Source organism: Fastidiosipila sp. (assembly GCA_012511175.1).
Taxonomy (GTDB): domain Bacteria; phylum Bacillota; class Clostridia; order Saccharofermentanales; family DTU023; genus UBA4923.
Genome location: JAAZGO010000034.1, coordinates 1 through 16,752, shown reverse-complemented (window position 1 = coordinate 16,752; position 16,752 = coordinate 1). Strand labels below are relative to the sequence as shown.

The 16,752-nt window shown below is 54.0% G+C and carries 14 protein-coding genes and 1 tRNA gene; 4 read left to right on the top strand and 11 right to left on the bottom strand.

The annotated features are described in order from the left end of the window. On the bottom strand, positions 1–920 hold a 920-nt coding region (locus GX839_07435), incomplete at its 3' end, for a tyrosine recombinase XerC (protein NLB05283.1). Positions 921–1,022: 102 nt separating this feature from the next. On the opposite strand from GX839_07435, the gene asd reads away from it, so the two are divergent. Both asd and GX839_07425 read left to right on the top strand, forming a co-directional pair. Then, entirely contained in the window at positions 1,023–2,096 is a 1,074-nt protein-coding gene (gene asd, locus GX839_07430) for an aspartate-semialdehyde dehydrogenase (protein NLB05282.1), read from the top strand. Between the two features lie 11 nt (positions 2,097–2,107). Then, entirely contained in the window at positions 2,108–3,649 is a 1,542-nt protein-coding gene (locus tag GX839_07425) for a hypothetical protein (GenBank protein NLB05281.1), read from the top strand. Between the two features lie 213 nt (positions 3,650–3,862). Here GX839_07425 and GX839_07420 read toward each other — a convergent pair whose 3' ends face one another. Next, positions 3,863–4,192 carry a hypothetical protein gene (locus tag GX839_07420; GenBank protein NLB05280.1) on the bottom strand — a complete coding sequence of 110 codons (330 nt, stop codon included), beginning with the start codon at positions 4,190–4,192 and terminating at the stop codon, positions 3,863–3,865. A gap of 245 nt (positions 4,193–4,437) precedes the next feature. Here GX839_07420 and lexA point away from each other — a divergent pair, with 245 nt between their 5' ends. Continuing rightward, the gene (lexA, locus tag GX839_07415; GenBank protein NLB05279.1) at positions 4,438–5,073 is read left to right on the top strand and encodes a transcriptional repressor LexA; all 636 of its coding nucleotides are present in this window, start codon (positions 4,438–4,440) and stop codon (positions 5,071–5,073) included. On the opposite strand, the gene GX839_07410 is transcribed toward lexA, so the two are convergent. The 8 genes from GX839_07410 to GX839_07375 form a co-directional block, all read right to left on the bottom strand. Then, on the bottom strand, positions 5,074–5,415 hold the full coding sequence (locus GX839_07410; protein ID NLB05278.1) for a hypothetical protein: 342 nt from the start codon (positions 5,413–5,415) through the stop codon (positions 5,074–5,076). Positions 5,416–5,511: 96 nt separating this feature from the next. Beyond that, on the bottom strand, positions 5,512–6,492 hold the full coding sequence (gene miaA, locus GX839_07405) for a tRNA (adenosine(37)-N6)-dimethylallyltransferase MiaA (protein NLB05277.1): 981 nt from the start codon (positions 6,490–6,492) through the stop codon (positions 5,512–5,514). Next, entirely contained in the window at positions 6,493–8,310 is a 1,818-nt protein-coding gene (mutL, locus tag GX839_07400; GenBank protein ID NLB05276.1) for a DNA mismatch repair endonuclease MutL, read from the bottom strand. 3 nt (positions 8,311–8,313) lie between these two features. Beyond that, positions 8,314–10,965: a DNA mismatch repair protein MutS gene (mutS, locus tag GX839_07395; protein NLB05275.1), complete on the bottom strand. Its 2,652-nt coding sequence runs from the start codon at positions 10,963–10,965 to the stop codon at positions 8,314–8,316. Beyond that, positions 10,962–12,452 (bottom strand): tRNA (N6-isopentenyl adenosine(37)-C2)-methylthiotransferase MiaB, encoded by a 1,491-nt coding sequence (gene miaB / locus GX839_07390; protein NLB05274.1) that lies wholly within the window; start codon positions 12,450–12,452, stop codon positions 10,962–10,964. The genes mutS and miaB overlap by 4 nt, the downstream gene beginning before the upstream one ends. A 19-nt stretch (positions 12,453–12,471) precedes the next feature. Continuing rightward, the gene (locus tag GX839_07385) at positions 12,472–13,149 is read right to left on the bottom strand and encodes a hypothetical protein (protein ID NLB05273.1); all 678 of its coding nucleotides are present in this window, start codon (positions 13,147–13,149) and stop codon (positions 12,472–12,474) included. A 43-nt stretch (positions 13,150–13,192) separates the two neighbouring features. Next, the gene (locus GX839_07380) at positions 13,193–13,876 is read right to left on the bottom strand and encodes a UDP-N-acetylglucosamine pyrophosphorylase (protein ID NLB05272.1); all 684 of its coding nucleotides are present in this window, start codon (positions 13,874–13,876) and stop codon (positions 13,193–13,195) included. 154 nt (positions 13,877–14,030) lie between these two features. Continuing rightward, positions 14,031–14,258 carry an AbrB/MazE/SpoVT family DNA-binding domain-containing protein gene (locus GX839_07375; GenBank protein NLB05271.1) on the bottom strand — a complete coding sequence of 76 codons (228 nt, stop codon included), beginning with the start codon at positions 14,256–14,258 and terminating at the stop codon, positions 14,031–14,033. 243 nt (positions 14,259–14,501) lie between these two features. On the opposite strand from GX839_07375, the gene GX839_07370 reads away from it, so the two are divergent. Continuing rightward, positions 14,502–16,421 (top strand): hypothetical protein, encoded by a 1,920-nt coding sequence (locus tag GX839_07370; protein ID NLB05270.1) that lies wholly within the window; start codon positions 14,502–14,504, stop codon positions 16,419–16,421. An 87-nt stretch (positions 16,422–16,508) separates the two neighbouring features. Here the strand turns inward: GX839_07370 and GX839_07365 are convergent. After that, positions 16,509–16,584: transfer RNA gene (locus GX839_07365), tRNA-Pro, on the bottom strand. Positions 16,585–16,752 lie beyond the last annotated feature (168 nt).

The window sequence follows — 16,752 nt, the reverse complement described above, 5'->3', positions numbered from 1 at the left end:
GTGTAGATTTCGGTGGTGGCTACCGAGGAGTGCCCCAGGATTGCCTGCAGACTCCGGATGTCCACCTCTCCGTACTGATACATCAGGGTGGCGGCGGTGTGCCTGAGCTTGTGCGTTGAATAGCGGTCAGGATCAAGGCCGGCAGACATAATGTATTTCTTGATGATATTCTGCACGGCCCGCGGCGTCGCCCGCTTGCCCAGCCTGGAGATGAAGAGTGCATCACTGTCAGCCTTGACCGGGGTGATCCGGTCGGGCAGATAATCTTCAATGGCCTTGACACAGGCGCCGTTCAGGTAAATGGTCCGCTCTTTGTTGCCCTTGCCGATCACCGTCAGCGTATCTCCGCGCCATGAAGACAGATCAATCCCGCACAGCTCGGACAACCGCAGCCCGCAATTCAAAAAGAGCGTCAGGATACAGTAATCGCGCGACGAAAAACGGGATGCCTCTTTGGACGCCGCATCAAGCAATTGGCGGCTTTCCTCCAGCGAGAGATGGCGCGGCAGTCTTTTAACCTGTTTGGGCGACTCCAGGTTGGCAGCCACATTCTCCGAAAGAACCTGGGCTTTGGATGTCAGGTAGTCGAAGAAAGTGCGAAGGGATGAGGTCCGGCGCGCCCGGGTCGATGGTGCAGTTTTCCTGGCAGCCGCAAGCCAGGTAATAAAAGAGTACAAGTCGGACAATTGCAGAGACCTCAAAAAGGAATCATTGACTGTGGAGATATCGATCTGCTCCCAGGCTTCGTCCTCCGGCTGCAAAGCGCGGTTGCCGGCGAGCAGGAAGCGGAAGAAGAGGACAAGATCATAGCGGTATTGGCGTACCGTCCCTTCCGAGCGCTCCAGGATGGCCTGGATGTAGCCCAGAAATTCTTCCAGACGGGGAAAGGAGTCAATCGGTTGATCTTTTTCTGACTTCATTGACTCCATTTTATCACGCCATGGAATTCTTTCAGGATGCCGGAATAATTGATATACTTGCGCTGTGTGCAGAAAGTCGGCCGAAAGGAGGAGGGCAGCTGCATGAAACAATACAGGGTCGGTATTCTGGGAGCAACGGGGTTGGTTGGGCAGACGCTGGCGCTCCTTCTTGAAGATCACCCCTGGCTGGAGGTCAAGGCGGTGATGGCGTCGCCCCGTTCCCAGGGCAAAAGCTACAGGGCTGCCGTGGAGGGCTCCTGGCGGCTGGACAGATCCATACCGGATTCTGTCAGCGATCTTGTAGTGATGGGAACCGGCGAAATAGACCGGCTAAAAAAGGAAGTTGATTTCATTTTCAGTGCAGTCGATATGGAAAACCGCCGGCTGATCCAGCTGGAGGAACAGATCGCAGGGGAGGGGATACCTGTCGTTTCCAATAACGAGGCGACCCGTTGGCTACCAGATATTCCATTAGTCATACCAGAGATAAATCCTGATCATACCAGACTGATCGAAAGCCAGCGAAAGCGGCTGAATACTCCCAGAGGATTTGTCGTTGTCCTGCCGAATTGTTCGCTCCCAAGTTTTGTGCCGGCTTTGACGCCGCTTCTGGACTTAGGGATTGAAGAAGTCTTCGTCACCACCTGCCAGGCTGTGACAGGAGCTGGCAGGCACCTGCCCGACTGGCCTGAAATGCAGGACAACATGATTCCCTTCATCAAGGATGAGGAAGAAAAAACTGAAAAAGAACCCTTGAAAATCTGGGGCCAATACCAGGGAAATCACATCAAAATGGCAGAAAAACCCTATATTTCAGCCCAATGCGTGCGGGCACCGGTAGAAATCGGTCATTTGGCGGCCGTTTCGGTACGTTTGAAGCAAAAAATCGACCCTGATACCATGGTGGCACGCTGGAAAAACTTCACCAGTCCGCTGGAGGAACTGGATCTGCCATCGGCACCCAGGCCGCTATTGAGCTATTTTGAGGAGAATGACCGGCCTCAGCCCAAACTCGACAGCGGATCCGGTGATGGCATGGGCATCTCCATCGGCCGGCTGCGTCCCGATCCCATCTTCGACTACAAGTTCATTTGTCTGTCCAACAACCTGATCCGAGGGGCCGCAGGCGGCTCCATCCTGACAGCCGAGCTGCTGATCCGCCAGGGCTGGATCTGAAGGAACCCGCCATGCGCCTGTCAGAATTAGTTGCCGTTTTATCCCAGGGCCAAATCCTGTCCATGCCGGATGATCCAGTGATCCGGGGTGTGACCTGTGATTCGCGCCGGCTTGAAAAAGACTTCGTCTTTGTCGCCATTCCAGGCGCCCTGACTGACGGCCATCTTTTTATTGATGAGGCCGTTTCCAAAGGGGCTGTGGCCATCGTCTGCGAGCGGCCTGCCTTCCGAAAAGAGCTTGCGGAAATCCGGGTCCCCAATGCCAGGCGCGCCCAGGCCGAGCTTTCACGTGCCTTTTTCAGCTATCCGGACCGGGGGCTCTTTATGATCGGAGTGACGGGTACAAACGGCAAGACAACCACCACGTCCATGGTTCAGCACATTCTGACCGATCACGGTGTCATGACCTCCCTGATTGGTTCTGTTGCCTATGGTCATGGTGCCCAAAAGACCCAGTCGGTACTGACAACTCCCGAAAGTACGGACCTCCACGCCATGTTGAGAGAATTCCTCGATGAGGGCGTCAAGGTGGTATCCATGGAGGTTTCCTCGATCGCCGAGGCACAGTACCGGGTGTTTGGCATTGAATACGATGCCGTGGCCTATTTGAATATTACACCCGATCACATGCCGGATCATGGCTCTTTTGAAGCCTACAGCCAGGCGAAAGCCAAACTGGTGAGAGATGTGGCACGCGGAATTCCTGTCATCCTGAACCGGGACCAGCCCGAGGTCTATCAACTCCGCCACGAGACCCCGGGGGAAGTGATTTCCATTGGAATCAACAATCCCAAAGCAGATGTTTCAGCTGAAAAGGTAACCTTGCCGGGCGGGATCCCGCAATTTGACCTGCTGTTCCGCCGGCCTTTGAATCTGAAGCGCGAAACCTTCCAACAGGGACGATGGCCAGTCAGCCTGAGGGTGCCCGGACGCCACTCCATCTACAATGCCATGGCGGCCGTTATTTTGGCAGCCAGTTGCGGGATCCGCCCCCAGGATGCCATCCGGTCACTATCGGCTTTTCCCGGCGTAGAACGCCGTCTGCAGATTATTTATCAAAAAGAATTTACCCTGATCGACGATCACATCAGTGATGAAGACAATACGCGCAAGATGCTGGAGGCCCTGGCCGTCATGACAGAGGGCAGGCCGGTCCGGATCATTTATGCCATACGGGGCAGCCGCGGCGTGGAGGTCAACCGGGAGGTGATCGGCCAGTTTCGCGAGTTCCGGGATCGGATCAATTGGCAGGACTTCGTACTGACATCCAGCCGGGATACGGCAAAAAAGCGTGATCATGTTCTGGAGAAAGAATACCTGGCGGTTACAGAGGATCTCCAGGCGGCCGGTTATGACTTTACCTATGAAGAAAATTTGACTGATTCCATCAAAAGAGTCTTGGCGGAAGTTCGTCCGGACGAATTCATGGTCCTGGCCGGCTCCCATAATATGGATCAGGGTGCCAGGATCGCTCTGAATCTTCTGGCGGCGTCAAAACCGGAAGACGAGCGCGGGGCCATCCTCGAAATTCTCCAGGGAAGACTGATGGGGTAAGGGGTGGATTCCCGGAATAATACTTCGTAAAATATAAATTTTACGAAGTACAAGACAGCTGGCTTTAGAATTACACGGAAAAGGGTTCCCAAGTTTCAATACTCCCCGGATACCTGAAAAACAAGCATTTAAACGGTTACAAACCGGACAGTTCATGGTTCAAGTTATTTTAAAAGCATCCTGAAGCAATGCAAATTGGCCCTGCTGGCCCCTTCATGGAAAATTCGGGACTATTTCCGTTGTGGCCGACTGACGCTGCTTTTTGTAAAGGCTGTCTTCGCCCGTGATCTTTTTCAGCTCATCCACATTGGCAAATGGATTGTAGATGGCAAACAGAATGACAAGCAGGATCACCAGCATCAAAAAAGTAAGAATATTCCTCAGGGTTCTCTGGTTGCGCTCCTGCTGGAATTTTCTGTTGATCTTGTCGACCGTCGTGTAACCCTTGAGCCGGTAAATCCTGTGACCGGTCCGTGCATCTTCCTTGATGCTGCCGCGGACAGGTTCATAGTATTTGGTCAGGAAAGTATGTTTCCGGCTCATCCGGCTCTCGGCCTGTGGCCGCGGACGGTTCCCATCCGGCTGGTTCCTGCGCGGCGGCTCTCGGCCTGGTCTTCGGTTGTCGGAAATTTGCTCCTGCATGGTCATGCTCCTGATCGCGTTTATTTTAGCATACGGCCCGAAAAATCAAGCGTCCCCTCCCCGCTTGATAGTGAACAATTGTTTTGTTATGATAGGAATAAAGAAAGATTGTTCCCGCTTCTTCAGCAGTCATATGGGAGGTCCTTATGAAAAAGCCTTACCCTTTCACCCGCGCCAACGTTGAGGAGACACTCGAAGCGGTCTACGAGTTCATCTGCGATTACATCAAAAAGAATTCCTATGCCCCTTCTGTACGTGATATCGGACAGGGAGTCGGTTTACGATCCACCTCGACGGTTTACAGTCATTTAAAGCGGCTGGCGGAAGAAGGCCGCATCGAGATGGATTCAGGTAAGCGGCGCTCCATTCGCGTCCCCGGTCTGGAAACTGAATCGTTGCAGCAGATCCCTCTGGTCGGAACAGTAACAGCAGGCAAGCCTATCCTGGCAGCAGAAAATGTTGAGCGGATGCTCCCTCTCCCTTTCCCCATACGCCCGGGGGCCGAATCGGTCTTTGCCTTGAGGATTGAAGGAGACAGCATGACCGGGGCAGCCATCCTGGATGGTGATATTGTCATCATCGAAAAACAGAGTACCGCCGATGAGGGAGAAATCGTTGTAGCCCTTCTGGATGACGAAGCGACCGTCAAAACCCTGAAACGTCATCCGGGCGGCAACTATTACCTTCACCCCGAAAACGAGCGCTACCAGGATATCCCTCTTGACCGTGACGACACCATGATCCTCGGTGTCGTCCGGGGCTTGCTGCGAATGAATGTCTGATCAGTGCCGTCCCAGAGGCGCGTGTGAGATAACCCGCGGGTATTTTATACTCGTCCGTGACCGCCTGGCTTCATTAAAAATCAGATGCAGCTCCTCAAAAGGCTTGATACAGACGATGGATGACTTGTAGAGCAGCTGCTGGGTTCCGCGTGAAGCAACCACGATGGAATCACGGTCAAAGCCGATGATCAGTCCCTCGATGATGGACTGGTCGAAGAGCTGGATGACCACATTGATTTTTTCACGCCTGCAATGGTTTAAAAATGTTTCCTGAATCCGGATGGTTTGAGAGACTGGCAGTTTATTGGTATCTTTGGCAACTGTTTGATTATACTGCTCCATGAAAGACTCCTTTTCTGATCCAAAGGCGGAATGCCATTACAGAATAGGGCACGGGGAGGCCGGAATTTTCGTTCACAGCGAAATTCCGCTTTTTTGTCAAGCAGGTTTCTGTTCAAGCAGCAAAATGGTCAGGTCTTTCCTTTGGCGGAGCCAGGTCTGCTGCCGTTTGGCATAGCGGCGTGTTGCGCGCGCAGTCAGTTCACGGCTTTCACGCTCGCTGACCTCTCCCTCCAGCAGGGAGACTGCCTGACGGTAACCTATTCCCCGGAATGCGGGACACTCCCTGTACCGGGGGTATTGCTCCATCAGGCCCCGGACCTCACCCAGCAGGCCCGCCTCATACATGGCATCAACACGCCGGTCAATCAGGTCATAAAGCGCCTGTCTTGGAGAAAGGTCGAGCCAGACAGGAAGAAAAGGAAAGGGCGGGCCTGAGGCCCTGGACATTTCATTCAGGGCTGTTTTGGTCATTCCCGTCTGTTGAAGAAGTTCAAAAAAACGGATGATCCGGCGCCTGTCAGCGGGATTGACCGAAGCCGCTGCCTGAGGGTCCATTTGCCGCATCCGTTGCCAGGAAGCTTCCAGACCCCGTTCATCGACCTGTTTTGCGATCCTGCTCCGCAAACCGGGATCCGGTTTGGGCGCGCTAAACCGGATTCCATCCAGCAGGGCTGAAACATATTGGACGCTGCCTCCGCAGAGGATGGGTTTTTTTTGTGCCTCCAATAGTGACTGAAGCAGTTTCACCGCGCGTTCGGTGAAGGCGGCCACACTGATCTCCTCGCAGGGATCCAGAATATCGAGCAGATGGTGCGGGATGGCTGCACGGTCTTCCCGGGAAGGCTTGGCCGTGCCAATGTCAAATCCGCGATAAACCTGCATGGCGTCAACTGACACGATTTCCCCGCTGGTTTTTGCCGCCAGCTTTAAGGCCATCCGCGACTTGCCCGCCGCCGTCGGCCCGGTAATCACAGGAATCGCCGATGGGTTCTGCAGGACCAGGGACAGGAGTCTTTCAAAGAGCTCATCAAAGAAAGACGAGCGGTAAAGACCGGCTTGCAGCTTGGTTTCGGGCATCTAGACAATTCTCCCGAATCGCTTTTCAAGGTCCTGCCGGCTGAAGCGGAGGACTGCGGGGCGCCCGTGCGGGCAATGGTAGGGATTGGCAAGCGCGGTCAGGGCTTGGATGAGAATTCTGATTTCTTCCTCACTCAGGCGGTCATGGGCCTTCACAGCGGCCTTGCAGGCAATTTGGTGCAATATTTCGTCATCGTCAGGGATGCTCCCGGTCTGGCGGGCGCTTGTCATCGCATCAAGCGCTGCGCGAAAAGCGGCCAGGGAATCCATGGTTGACCGGCCGTCCGGCCTTGCGACTGGAACTGCTCTCAGGGCAATGGTATGTTCACCGAAGGGCTCGAAGTCAAATCCCAGTAATTTGAAGTGTTCCGGCTCCTCTTCGAGCAGTACCCTCTCCTGCTCATTGACCTCCACCCTCAAGGGAGTCATCAAGAGCTGTGAGGCGGCTCGCAATCCTCCCTTTTCTGCCCGCTTCTTCAGCAGTTCCTCGTATAAAATCCGCTCATGCGCTGCGTGCTGGTCAATCAGGATGAGCGACTGGCCGTCATCAAGCAGGATGTAGGTGTCAAGGAGAGTTCCGATCAGGCGGGCATCCAAAAGGGAGGCAATGTCCTCATCGCGTTCTTTAACGGCCGTTTTGTCTGCCCGGGCTGGCCCGTCTTCGATGGTCAGACCGGTTCCGGCCTGTCCACTTGCATGGCTTTCCCCGGATGGCTGATCCGGCCACAGGGAACCGGCCGGCCTCATTTCCACTTGCCGGGACCTAGCATCCTGGCTGGCTCTTTTCTCAGTTTCCTGGACCGGGGAAGACTGAACGATCTTTGCCTGCTCCTCAAGTGCCGCACGCACCGTGTGAAAGACGGCGCGAAAGACGGCCCGGTCTTCCCAAAAACGTATTTCAGTTTTTTGAGGATGGACATTGACGTCGACCAGATTGGGGGGAATGACAAGTTTGAGAACCAGCTGAGGATAGCGGCCTTTCATAAACCAGGTCTTGCAGGCTTCATCGACCGCGCTTCTAAGGACAGGCGATTGAATCACGCGGTCGTTGACAATGAAAACCTGCCTGGACCGATTGTGGCGCCCTGCGGAGGGCCCCGTCATAAACCCTGTGATTTTGACGGGCGGGTCATCGCCGGACAGGGCCTGCATGGCCGAGGCTGTCTCCTGACCGAAGACCGCATAAATGGCACTGAGCAGCTGGTTATCACCGGGTGTGTAAAGAAGTTCCCTGCCGTCGTCATTTCGCTCGAGGCGAAAGGAGACATCCGGCCGGGTCAAGGCAATTTTCCCCGCTATTCCGGCGATGGCTCCGGCTTCCGAGGCATCGGAACGAAGGAATTTGTAGCGTGCCGGCACATTGTAAAAGAGGTCACGGCAAAGAATCATGGTTCCGGGGGCCATGCCGCAGCTTCCTTCAAAGGTCCTCTCCCCGCCCTCCACAATAAGCCGGGTACCCTCAGGATCCTCCCGACGCCGGGTTCTCAGCTCCAGACGTGATACAGCCGCGATGGAAGGCAGTGCTTCTCCGCGAAAGCCCATGGTTTCAAGGCGGTACAGATCCTCCGTCCGGGCCAGTTTGCTTGTCGCGTGGCTCTCCGGGGCCAGGAGCGCATCCTCAGGGGCCATCCCGCCGCCGTCATCCTCACAGGCCAGGCTTTTGATTCCACCGCGCTCGATGGACAGCCTGACGAGAGAAGCCCCGGCATCCAGGGCGTTCTCAATCAATTCCTTGGCGACAGAAGCGGGGCGTTCAATGACTTCCCCGGCCGCAATGCTGTTAATGGTTTGTTTGTCGAGTCTATGTATCAAAGCCATGGGTCACTCCTTTTCCTCCATGCTTTGTCTTTTGCGGCGCAGGGCCAGCTCCTTCAGATCAATCAGGAGGCCGTAGGCATCAACCGGCCGCATGTTGTCAATGTCCGCCTCTTCAAGACGTCCGATGATCTGGTCAGCTGTCCGGACCGACTGGGCTCCGCTGAACAAATCCTGCTGGCCATCCATGGCCCTGGCCTGACGTTTGACGATTCTGCGTTTATCCCGGCCTGTCTGCTCCAAGTGAGCCATCAGTTCACGCGCCCGGTCAACAACTGTACCTGGAACGCCGGCCAGCTTGGCGACATCGATGCCGTAACTCTCATTGGCTCCCCCCGGTCTGACCTGATGGAGAAAGACGATGTCCCCGTCGCGTTCAGCAACATCAAAATGAGCGTTGAAGACACCTGGCAGGCGATTGCCCAGGTCGATCAATTCATGGTAATGCGTCGCAAAAAGAGCCCTCGCGCCCAGGAGAGCGGGGTCAGAAATGTATTCGATGACGGACCAGGCGATGGACAAACCATCTGCTGTTCCGGTGCCGCGGCCAATTTCGTCCAGAATGAGAAGGCTTGTCGGACTGGCCTGATCAAGGATTAAAGCCACTTCAGTCATCTCAACCATGAAGGTCGATTGCCCGCCCGCCAGATCGTCCGAGGCGCCGACACGCGTCATGATCCGGTCAACAATCCCGATGACGGCTGAATCGGCCGGCACGAAGCTGCCGACCTGAGCCAGCAGAACAATGATCGCTGCCTGACGCATGTAGGTTGACTTGCCTGACATGTTGGGGCCGGTCAGCACCATGACTCGCCTTTCGTCTCCATCCAGCTCGAGGTCATTGGCGACAAAATCACTCTTACCTCGAAGGGTTTGCTCAACAACGCAGTGCCGCCCGCCACAGATAACAAGTTCCCGGCTCTTCCTGATTTCGGGCCGGCAATACTTATGTTTGTCGGCAACTTCAGCCAGTGACAGCAGAACATCGAGTCTTGCCAGGGCCCTGGCTGTTGCCTGCAGTTGGGGCAGATCCCGGGCGACCTTTGAGCGGATTTCTGTGAAGAGTTCATATTCGAGCGCTTTGCGTTTTTGGTCGGCACCCAGTATTTTATCTTCCTTTTCTTTCAGCTCAGGAGTGATGAAGCGCTCGGAGTTGACAAGGGTCTGCTTGCGGGTGAAGTGCCCCGGGACCTTGTCAAGCTGGCCCCGCGACACTTCATAGTAGTAGCCGAACACCCGGTTATAGCCGACTTTAAGGTTCTTGATCCCGGTAGCCTCACGTTCTTTAGCTTCCAGCGAGAGCAGAAAGTCGCGACCGTGTTCGGCTGCATCCGCCAATTGGTCCAGCTCCTCATTGAATCCAGGCCTGAAGATGCCGCCCTCTGTGATCAGGAGCGGTGGATCATCAGCCAGGGCTGCGGACAAAAACGAGGCCAGCTCTTTCAGCTCAAAGATGGATCCATACAGATCTCTCAGGCCGTCGTCCTCAAAATCCTCCAAGAGGGAACGAAGGCCCGGCAGGCGTTCCAGCACTCCCTTCAAGGCCGACAGATCCCGGGGATTCACCGTGCCTGAAGCGATTTTGCCAGACAGCCGCTCAATATCGTAAAGACCGGCCAGCGCATCACGGAGGGCTTGCCTGGATACAAATTGGCCCAGGAGTGAGGCGACAGAAGATTGACGCCGCAGTATCCTTCCAGGATCAATCAGAGGCTGTTCCAACCAGGACCGCAGCAGTCTGGCTCCCATGGCGGTTTGTGTGCGGTCAACGGCCCACAGGAGGCTGCCCCGCCGCTTCCTGTCCCGGATCGTTTCCGTTATTTCCAGATTGCTTCGCGTCGACCGGTCGAGCAGCATGTAATCCCTTAGCGCGTAGGGTTGGATGGTTCCAATTTGCCCGGGTACTTTTTTCTGGGTGTTCTCCAGGTAAGTGAGCAGGGCAGCGGATGCCCGCGGCCAGAGCATCTCGGAATCAGAAAAAGTCAGCCCCTTTTGGCGGGCTTCTTCCAGTCCAAAAATATCATCCGCGAGGACGGTATAAATGACTTCCTGCTGCTGAACAAGATTGAGAAATTTTGTGTTTTTGGCGAATCTTTCATTGACAAGGTATTCAACCGGCTTCAGCCTCGACAATTCATCGAACAGTTGGACTTCGGCCTGGCTGGACAACATCTCTGTCGTCTCAAAACGGCCTGAGGACAAATCGCAGGCAGCCAGCCCGTAAGCGTCGCTGAACTGGCAGACGGCACAAAGATAGCGATAGGACTGGGAATCGAGCTGATCCGGATCGATCTGCGTGCCAGGCGTCAATATTCTTACCACTTCCCTGTCAACCAGTCCCCTGGCCTCTGCCGGGTCTTCAACCTGGTCGCAGACAGCAACTTTGTAGCCCCTGGCCAGAAGCTTCTTAAGATAGGAATCCGCTGCGTGGTGAGGGACACCACACATGGGCGCCCTGTCTTCAAGGCCGCAGTCCCTCCCCGTCAAGGCCAGCTCCAGTTCGCGGGAAGCGGTCAGGGCGTCGTCAAAGAATAGTTCATAGAAGTCCCCGAGCCTGAAAAAAATCAGGCAGTCGGGGTGCTTTTCTTTAACTTCAATCAGCTGGCGCATCATAGGGGTGATGCGTGTCTTGTCGATTTGATCAAAGGTCAGACTCATCGGGCTTTCTCACCTCCGGGATCATTCGGGGCGATGCAGGCACGGCCCAGCAGCGAAAAAGATCCCGCCTCTTCTATTTCGACGGGCACGAAGGAGCCGGCAAGCAAGTCATGATGACGACCATCCTTCCCGTGTAAGGAGGTTATGTCATCAAGAGAAAAATTGACCAGGCGGTCATCCCTTGTCCTGCCCGACAGAATTTCCGGGTCACGCCGGCTGGGCCCGTCGACCAAAACCTCAACTTTGCGCCCGATCAGGGCACGGTTTGATTCGAGGCTGATCCTGTTTTGCAATTCCACCAGGCGTTCGAATCGTTCCTGAACCGCAGGCCGGTCGGAGGCTTGATGGCGGGATGCCGCCGGAGTACCGCTTCTTGGGCTGTAAATGAAGGTAAAGGCGGCGTCAAAGCGCACTTCCTCCATGACACGGAGGGTTGCCTGAAAATCTTCTTCGGTCTCTTCCGGAAAGCCGACGATCAAGTCCGTTGTAATGGTAATGCCGGGCCGGCTGAGGCGAAGCTTTTGAACCCGCTCAAGATAATGAGCGGAAGTGTAACCCCGGTTCATTTTCTTCAAAATGCGGTCACTGCCCGACTGAATCGGGAGATGGATATGCGGTTCGATAAGAAAATGTGTTCCGATCATTTCAATCAGCTCATCGGAAAGATCCTTGGGATGTGAAGTCATGTAACGCAGGATGCCCAGCGAATCCAACCGGCTTAATTCGCCGAGCAGTGCGGCGAAAGTGGGAGCCGCGCCGCCCAACCTCCGGATGTCATTGCCATAGGAATTAACATTTTGACCGAGCAGCATAATCTCAGCCGCTCCACAGCCGACCGCTTGGCGCGCCTCTTCCACGATCTGTTCATAAGGACGGCTTTTCTCCCGGCCCCGCGTGTAAGGGACAATGCAGTAGGAACAAAAATTATTGCAGCCGGTCATGATGGTGATAAGCGCCCGGTGAGGACGTTCCCGTTTAACGGGCCGGCCCGCCGCAAAAGGATCACAATTCCTGCCGGTCAAGTCAAGTATTCTTCTCTTCTTGCTGGCATGGAGCTGCCTGTCAAGTGCATGGGGAAGCAAGTCCATGGCTCCGGCCCCTATCAGAAAATCGACGTGGGGAAAGGTGTGGAAGAGCGTATCGCGATTGTTTTCCAGTTCCATCATGCAGCCCAGAACGCCGATCAGGAGAAATGGATCCTTTTTGAGGGGTTTCAATCGCCCCAGATGGCCGAAAAACCGGTCTTCGGCGCTGGCTCGCACACTGCAGGTATTGAAGAGTATGAGCTCCGCCTCCTCGATCAGGGACGTTTCTTTAAAGCCCATCTCTTCCAGCATGCCGGCTGCGATCTCGCTGTCGTGATCGTTTTGCTGACAGCCGAAAGTCTGGATATGGTAGCGGGGGGCCCGGCGATTTTCTTCGAAAAACTGGCGGCTCCAGCTGCTTATCCGGTCAAACTCCTCTTCAGCCATGTATTCCGGTTGCATGAACTTCATTCATTCCATATCATTTCAAGCTCTTCCTGTCAGGAACAGGCGCTGTAATATCACCTAAAGTCCTGCCCCGGCCTTTGGCGCGCTTGGGCAGGACGACTGTTTTAACGGCCACTTCCGGCCGCAGAGCGAATGATTTAAGATTGCCGTGACCTTCCAAGTCGGAAAAGACAACCATCTCAGAGTATTCGAGTTCATTCAAAGGCTCCAGGAAACGAACAACCAGCAGAAGATATTTTCGGGCTCTCGGATTCCTGGCCACCCAGGCCCTGACACTTGAGAAGTTTGGAATCGAACGAAAGCCAAGTTGCTTGACAAGCTGCTGATCGCCTAAATTTTCGATCGTTTTTCCGAAAAGCAGGCCCATACGTTCTATTTCCGACAGAGGAATAATCCGGATACCGGCCGGATCTTCAACGATCAGCTCATCATTGCGCGTGATAAAGAGGTGGCAGGACATGCCAGTGAAGCTGGACAGTCCGGAGACAACGGTCATGATTCCGCCCCACTTCGCTTTTCTCTCCCTGGTTTCCATGCGTATCCGCCGGAGTGTCTGGATGCGGCGCAGCCGCTTCCAAATCATGGCGCTGACAGAAATCGCCATCAGCGTGAAGCCGATTTCCGGGGGCAGGGTTCCCTGCCATACAAGAAAAAGCGCACTCAAAAAGAGAATGATAAGCGCAGGAATCATGCCTGCATTTTAACATAAGCCGGCCGCCGGCCGTGGCGGTGATTTATTCGAAGAGCTGCCTGTGGGTCACTTCACCCTGATTTTTGTAGATGGAATTGCGGGGAACGCTCCGGCGCACGAAGGAAAGGGGATAGATCATACTCCCCGCCCCGATCAGAACGCCTGGGCTCAAAACAGCATTGCAGCCGATCTCAACATTCTCAGCGATCATGGCACCGAATTTGCGAAGGCCCGTTTCCATGACTGCACTTCCCAGCCTGACTTTGATATTCTTGCGGTCCGAACGCAAATTGGATGTGATCACTCCCGCTCCCAGGTGGGCGCCAAAAGAAAGGATGCTGTCGCCGATGTAATTGAAATGAGGCGCTTCGACTTGTCCCAGCAGCATGGCGTTTTTCAGCTCGGTCGAATTCCCGATGACACAGTGGTCGCCGACGAAGACATTGCCACGGATAAAGGCCCCGGGCCGCACCTCAGTTTCTTCACCGATGATGGCCGGCCCTTTGATTGTGGAAAACCCGGCCACTTTTGCTGACCGCGCGATCCAGACATCTTTGCCGGTCCGAACATATCTTTCTTCCGGAAGCTGTGAGCCGAGAGCCATAAGGAAGGGTCCGATGCAGGCCAGAAGATCCCAGGGGTAAACTGAGTTGGCGAAGAAGGAGCAAAACAACTCATCACCCTTGAGGTAAAAGAAGTTTTTGGTCATAAGTTCGGGAATATCCATGGCAGACCTCCAATCCTTGATCCTTCTGCAAACATTATACTTCCAATTTCCAAACAGACAGTTCGATCATTGTGACAGGCTGACCAACCTTCGATTCCATTCCGCTCTCCACACACGAATAGGATGTACTGCCGCCCGGCGAAATGACTTGTACTCATTCACCTTTCTCTCCCAGAGGCATCGTGTCACCAAAGATGGCAGCGATAAGTTTAGTGAAAGCATTTTTGGGAGGTATCGCTATTCCTTGTTGTTCATCACCCAAAATAATCAGAGTGTCACCGGGATTGATGTCAAATAGATGACGGGCTTCTTTCGGGATAACGATTTGTCCCTTTTCCCCCACCTTGACCGTCCAGGCGTATTTGCCTTGGGGTTTGCTCATCTTGGGCTCTCCGTTCATAAGTATGATAAGTATGATTTGTACTATTAGTATAATCGCGCAGCTGTTTTTGTCAAGCACGCTTCAAACGCCTTCTGCAGCCACGGAATCATTTGCACAACTCCCTGACCCTTGCGCAAAATTTCGCCTGATCGAGTATAATATTCAGACTATTTCATGCCGGTTGGAAAAGCGAAAGCGTCGGCTGTGTGGGTATGACGTCTTCTTTTTCCAGGAGGAGGTCGCATGAAACGGTTCACTTGCTTTCTTCTTGTCTTGCTGCTGGCCGCTTGTCCGGGTTGCCGGGATGCTGGTCCGGACGGAGATCAGGACAAAGCTGTACTCCAGAAGATCGATTTATTCCTCAAAGATGCCGGCACCATTTTTGAAAAGGTCGAGTCCAGCATCAAGGGAGATCTGAAGACGGCAAAGCAGAATCTGGATTCCATGAGGAAAAACCTTGAATCTGGTGCCGCACGGGAAGCACAGGAAAAGGCGTATGTCACGCGGAAAAAAGTTGCTGAGCTGAACGCCCTTTTGAAACAGCTCGAGGAAATGGAAAAGGCGGTCAACCTGATTCCGACCAGGGGATCCAGCCGGATCGACCAGACCATTGCCGCAGCACAACACTATTTTGCAAAGTCCACGTCTGTGCTTGAAGATCTGATCGCCTTATTCACCTTCCGTTTAGATGTGGATGCCTTGATGGAAAGCGTCGACAGTTTTGATACCGACAGCTATACCGATCTCGGCTTGATGTCCACCGACTTATACAATCTGGTGGATGAGACCTTCGACAAGGTTAAAGCATTGGCATGCCCCGTTTTCATGCAGCCGACCTATGCCAAGTACCTCGAACTAGGGGAAAGCCTCAAAGCTGCCACTGAGTCACTGATTACCGTTGTGCAGCTTCTCAGCGAGGGCATTGCGGATCATTTACGGCTTGATGCAATCTTTAATACCTTGGATCGGGTTTTTATTCAGGATCTAAAATTTCGTATCCGCTTGACCGAAGAGACCGTCTTTCAACACGAACGGATACTGGAACGGCTGCGTACCGGCCTGTTTCTTCTTCACGACGAGCTCAAATCGAATATACGGCTTCTGCTAGCTTCCCCGGAAGACGGGAAAGCGGCTGTTCAGAATTCAGATTGGACTGAATACAGCTATCTGCGCGCTGAAAAGAAGGTAACGGTCAATTTTAAACATCCCGAGGCGGTTTATCCGTCCCTCTACCCGTCCGTGGATTCCCTTGTCATTCTCACGGCAACGGTCGAGGGTGAAGACACCGATATTTTGTTGAAGGTTGAAATACCCGGTTTCACACAAACTTATGAACAAAAGTTGACCCTTACCGAACAGATCACGACTTTCTATATTAAACCTCCTCCGCTGACCGGTGAATTGAATTTGAGCTCCAGCAAGGACGCGCAAATCGTTGTGTCCCTCACCGACCTTGAATCCGGCCGCTGCTATGCTCAGGAAAGTATTCCGATCAAACTGATGAGCCAGTACGATTTCATTCTCTGGGAAGACGAGTTCGGATCCTCCAATCTTGACAATGCCATGGCCTGGCTGACTCCCGAATCCAACGGTATTCTCGATTTGAAGCGCAAGGCCATCACATGGCTGAATGAAGCCACTGATGGCCAATTTAATTCCTTTCAGGGCTATCAGTTATGCGCACTCTTTGGACCGGAAGAGTATTACATGAATGTCCTTTATCAGGTACTTGGGATCCAGGGCGCCATGAGTGATATGGGCGTGCGCTATAACATGGGTGCCTTCTCCATGACGCAGGGCTTGCACCAGCGGGTTCTCCTGCCCGATGACGTTCTTCTCAGCCGCAGCGGTGTTTGTATTGAGACGGCGCTTGTTATGGCCAGTGCGCTCCTTTCTGCTGACATGCATGTGATGCTGGTCTTCCCCCCCGGTCACGCTCAGGTGGCCGTTGAAACCTGGTGGAATACAGGCGAATACTTCCTAATCGAAACAACCGTCCTGCCCTTCAATCAGGGAGACGATCCGGATCGCGTAATAGGCTATCTGAGTCCGGAGGAATGGGCGGAGTATCTCGTGGATCCCTGGGGTGACGGCAGCGGCCCATGTTATGTGGTTGACTGTGAATTTGCGACCAAACTTGGTTTATTGCCTTTAAACCGCTGAGAGGACTATCGTGCCCTCCCAGGCCCTTAAGAGAAAAACCCCCGCGTTGCCGCGGGGGTTTTCCTGCGTGTGAGCACTCTTTGCTGCTGGTCGAGGTGACAGGACTTGAACCTGCGGCTTCTTGCTCCCAAAGCAAGCGCGCTGCCAACTGCGCCACACCTCGCGGTTATCATCATAAGGGGATCGCTCCGGATCGTCAACCTGCCCCATATCGCCCAATAAATAAATGCCGTTATAGGAAGCAACGAAGCCCAAGAAATAAATGCCGTTAACCAGGGTCTTCAAATAGTCCTCACTTTCTAATATCCTAGGCTTAGAGATTGGATTTGTG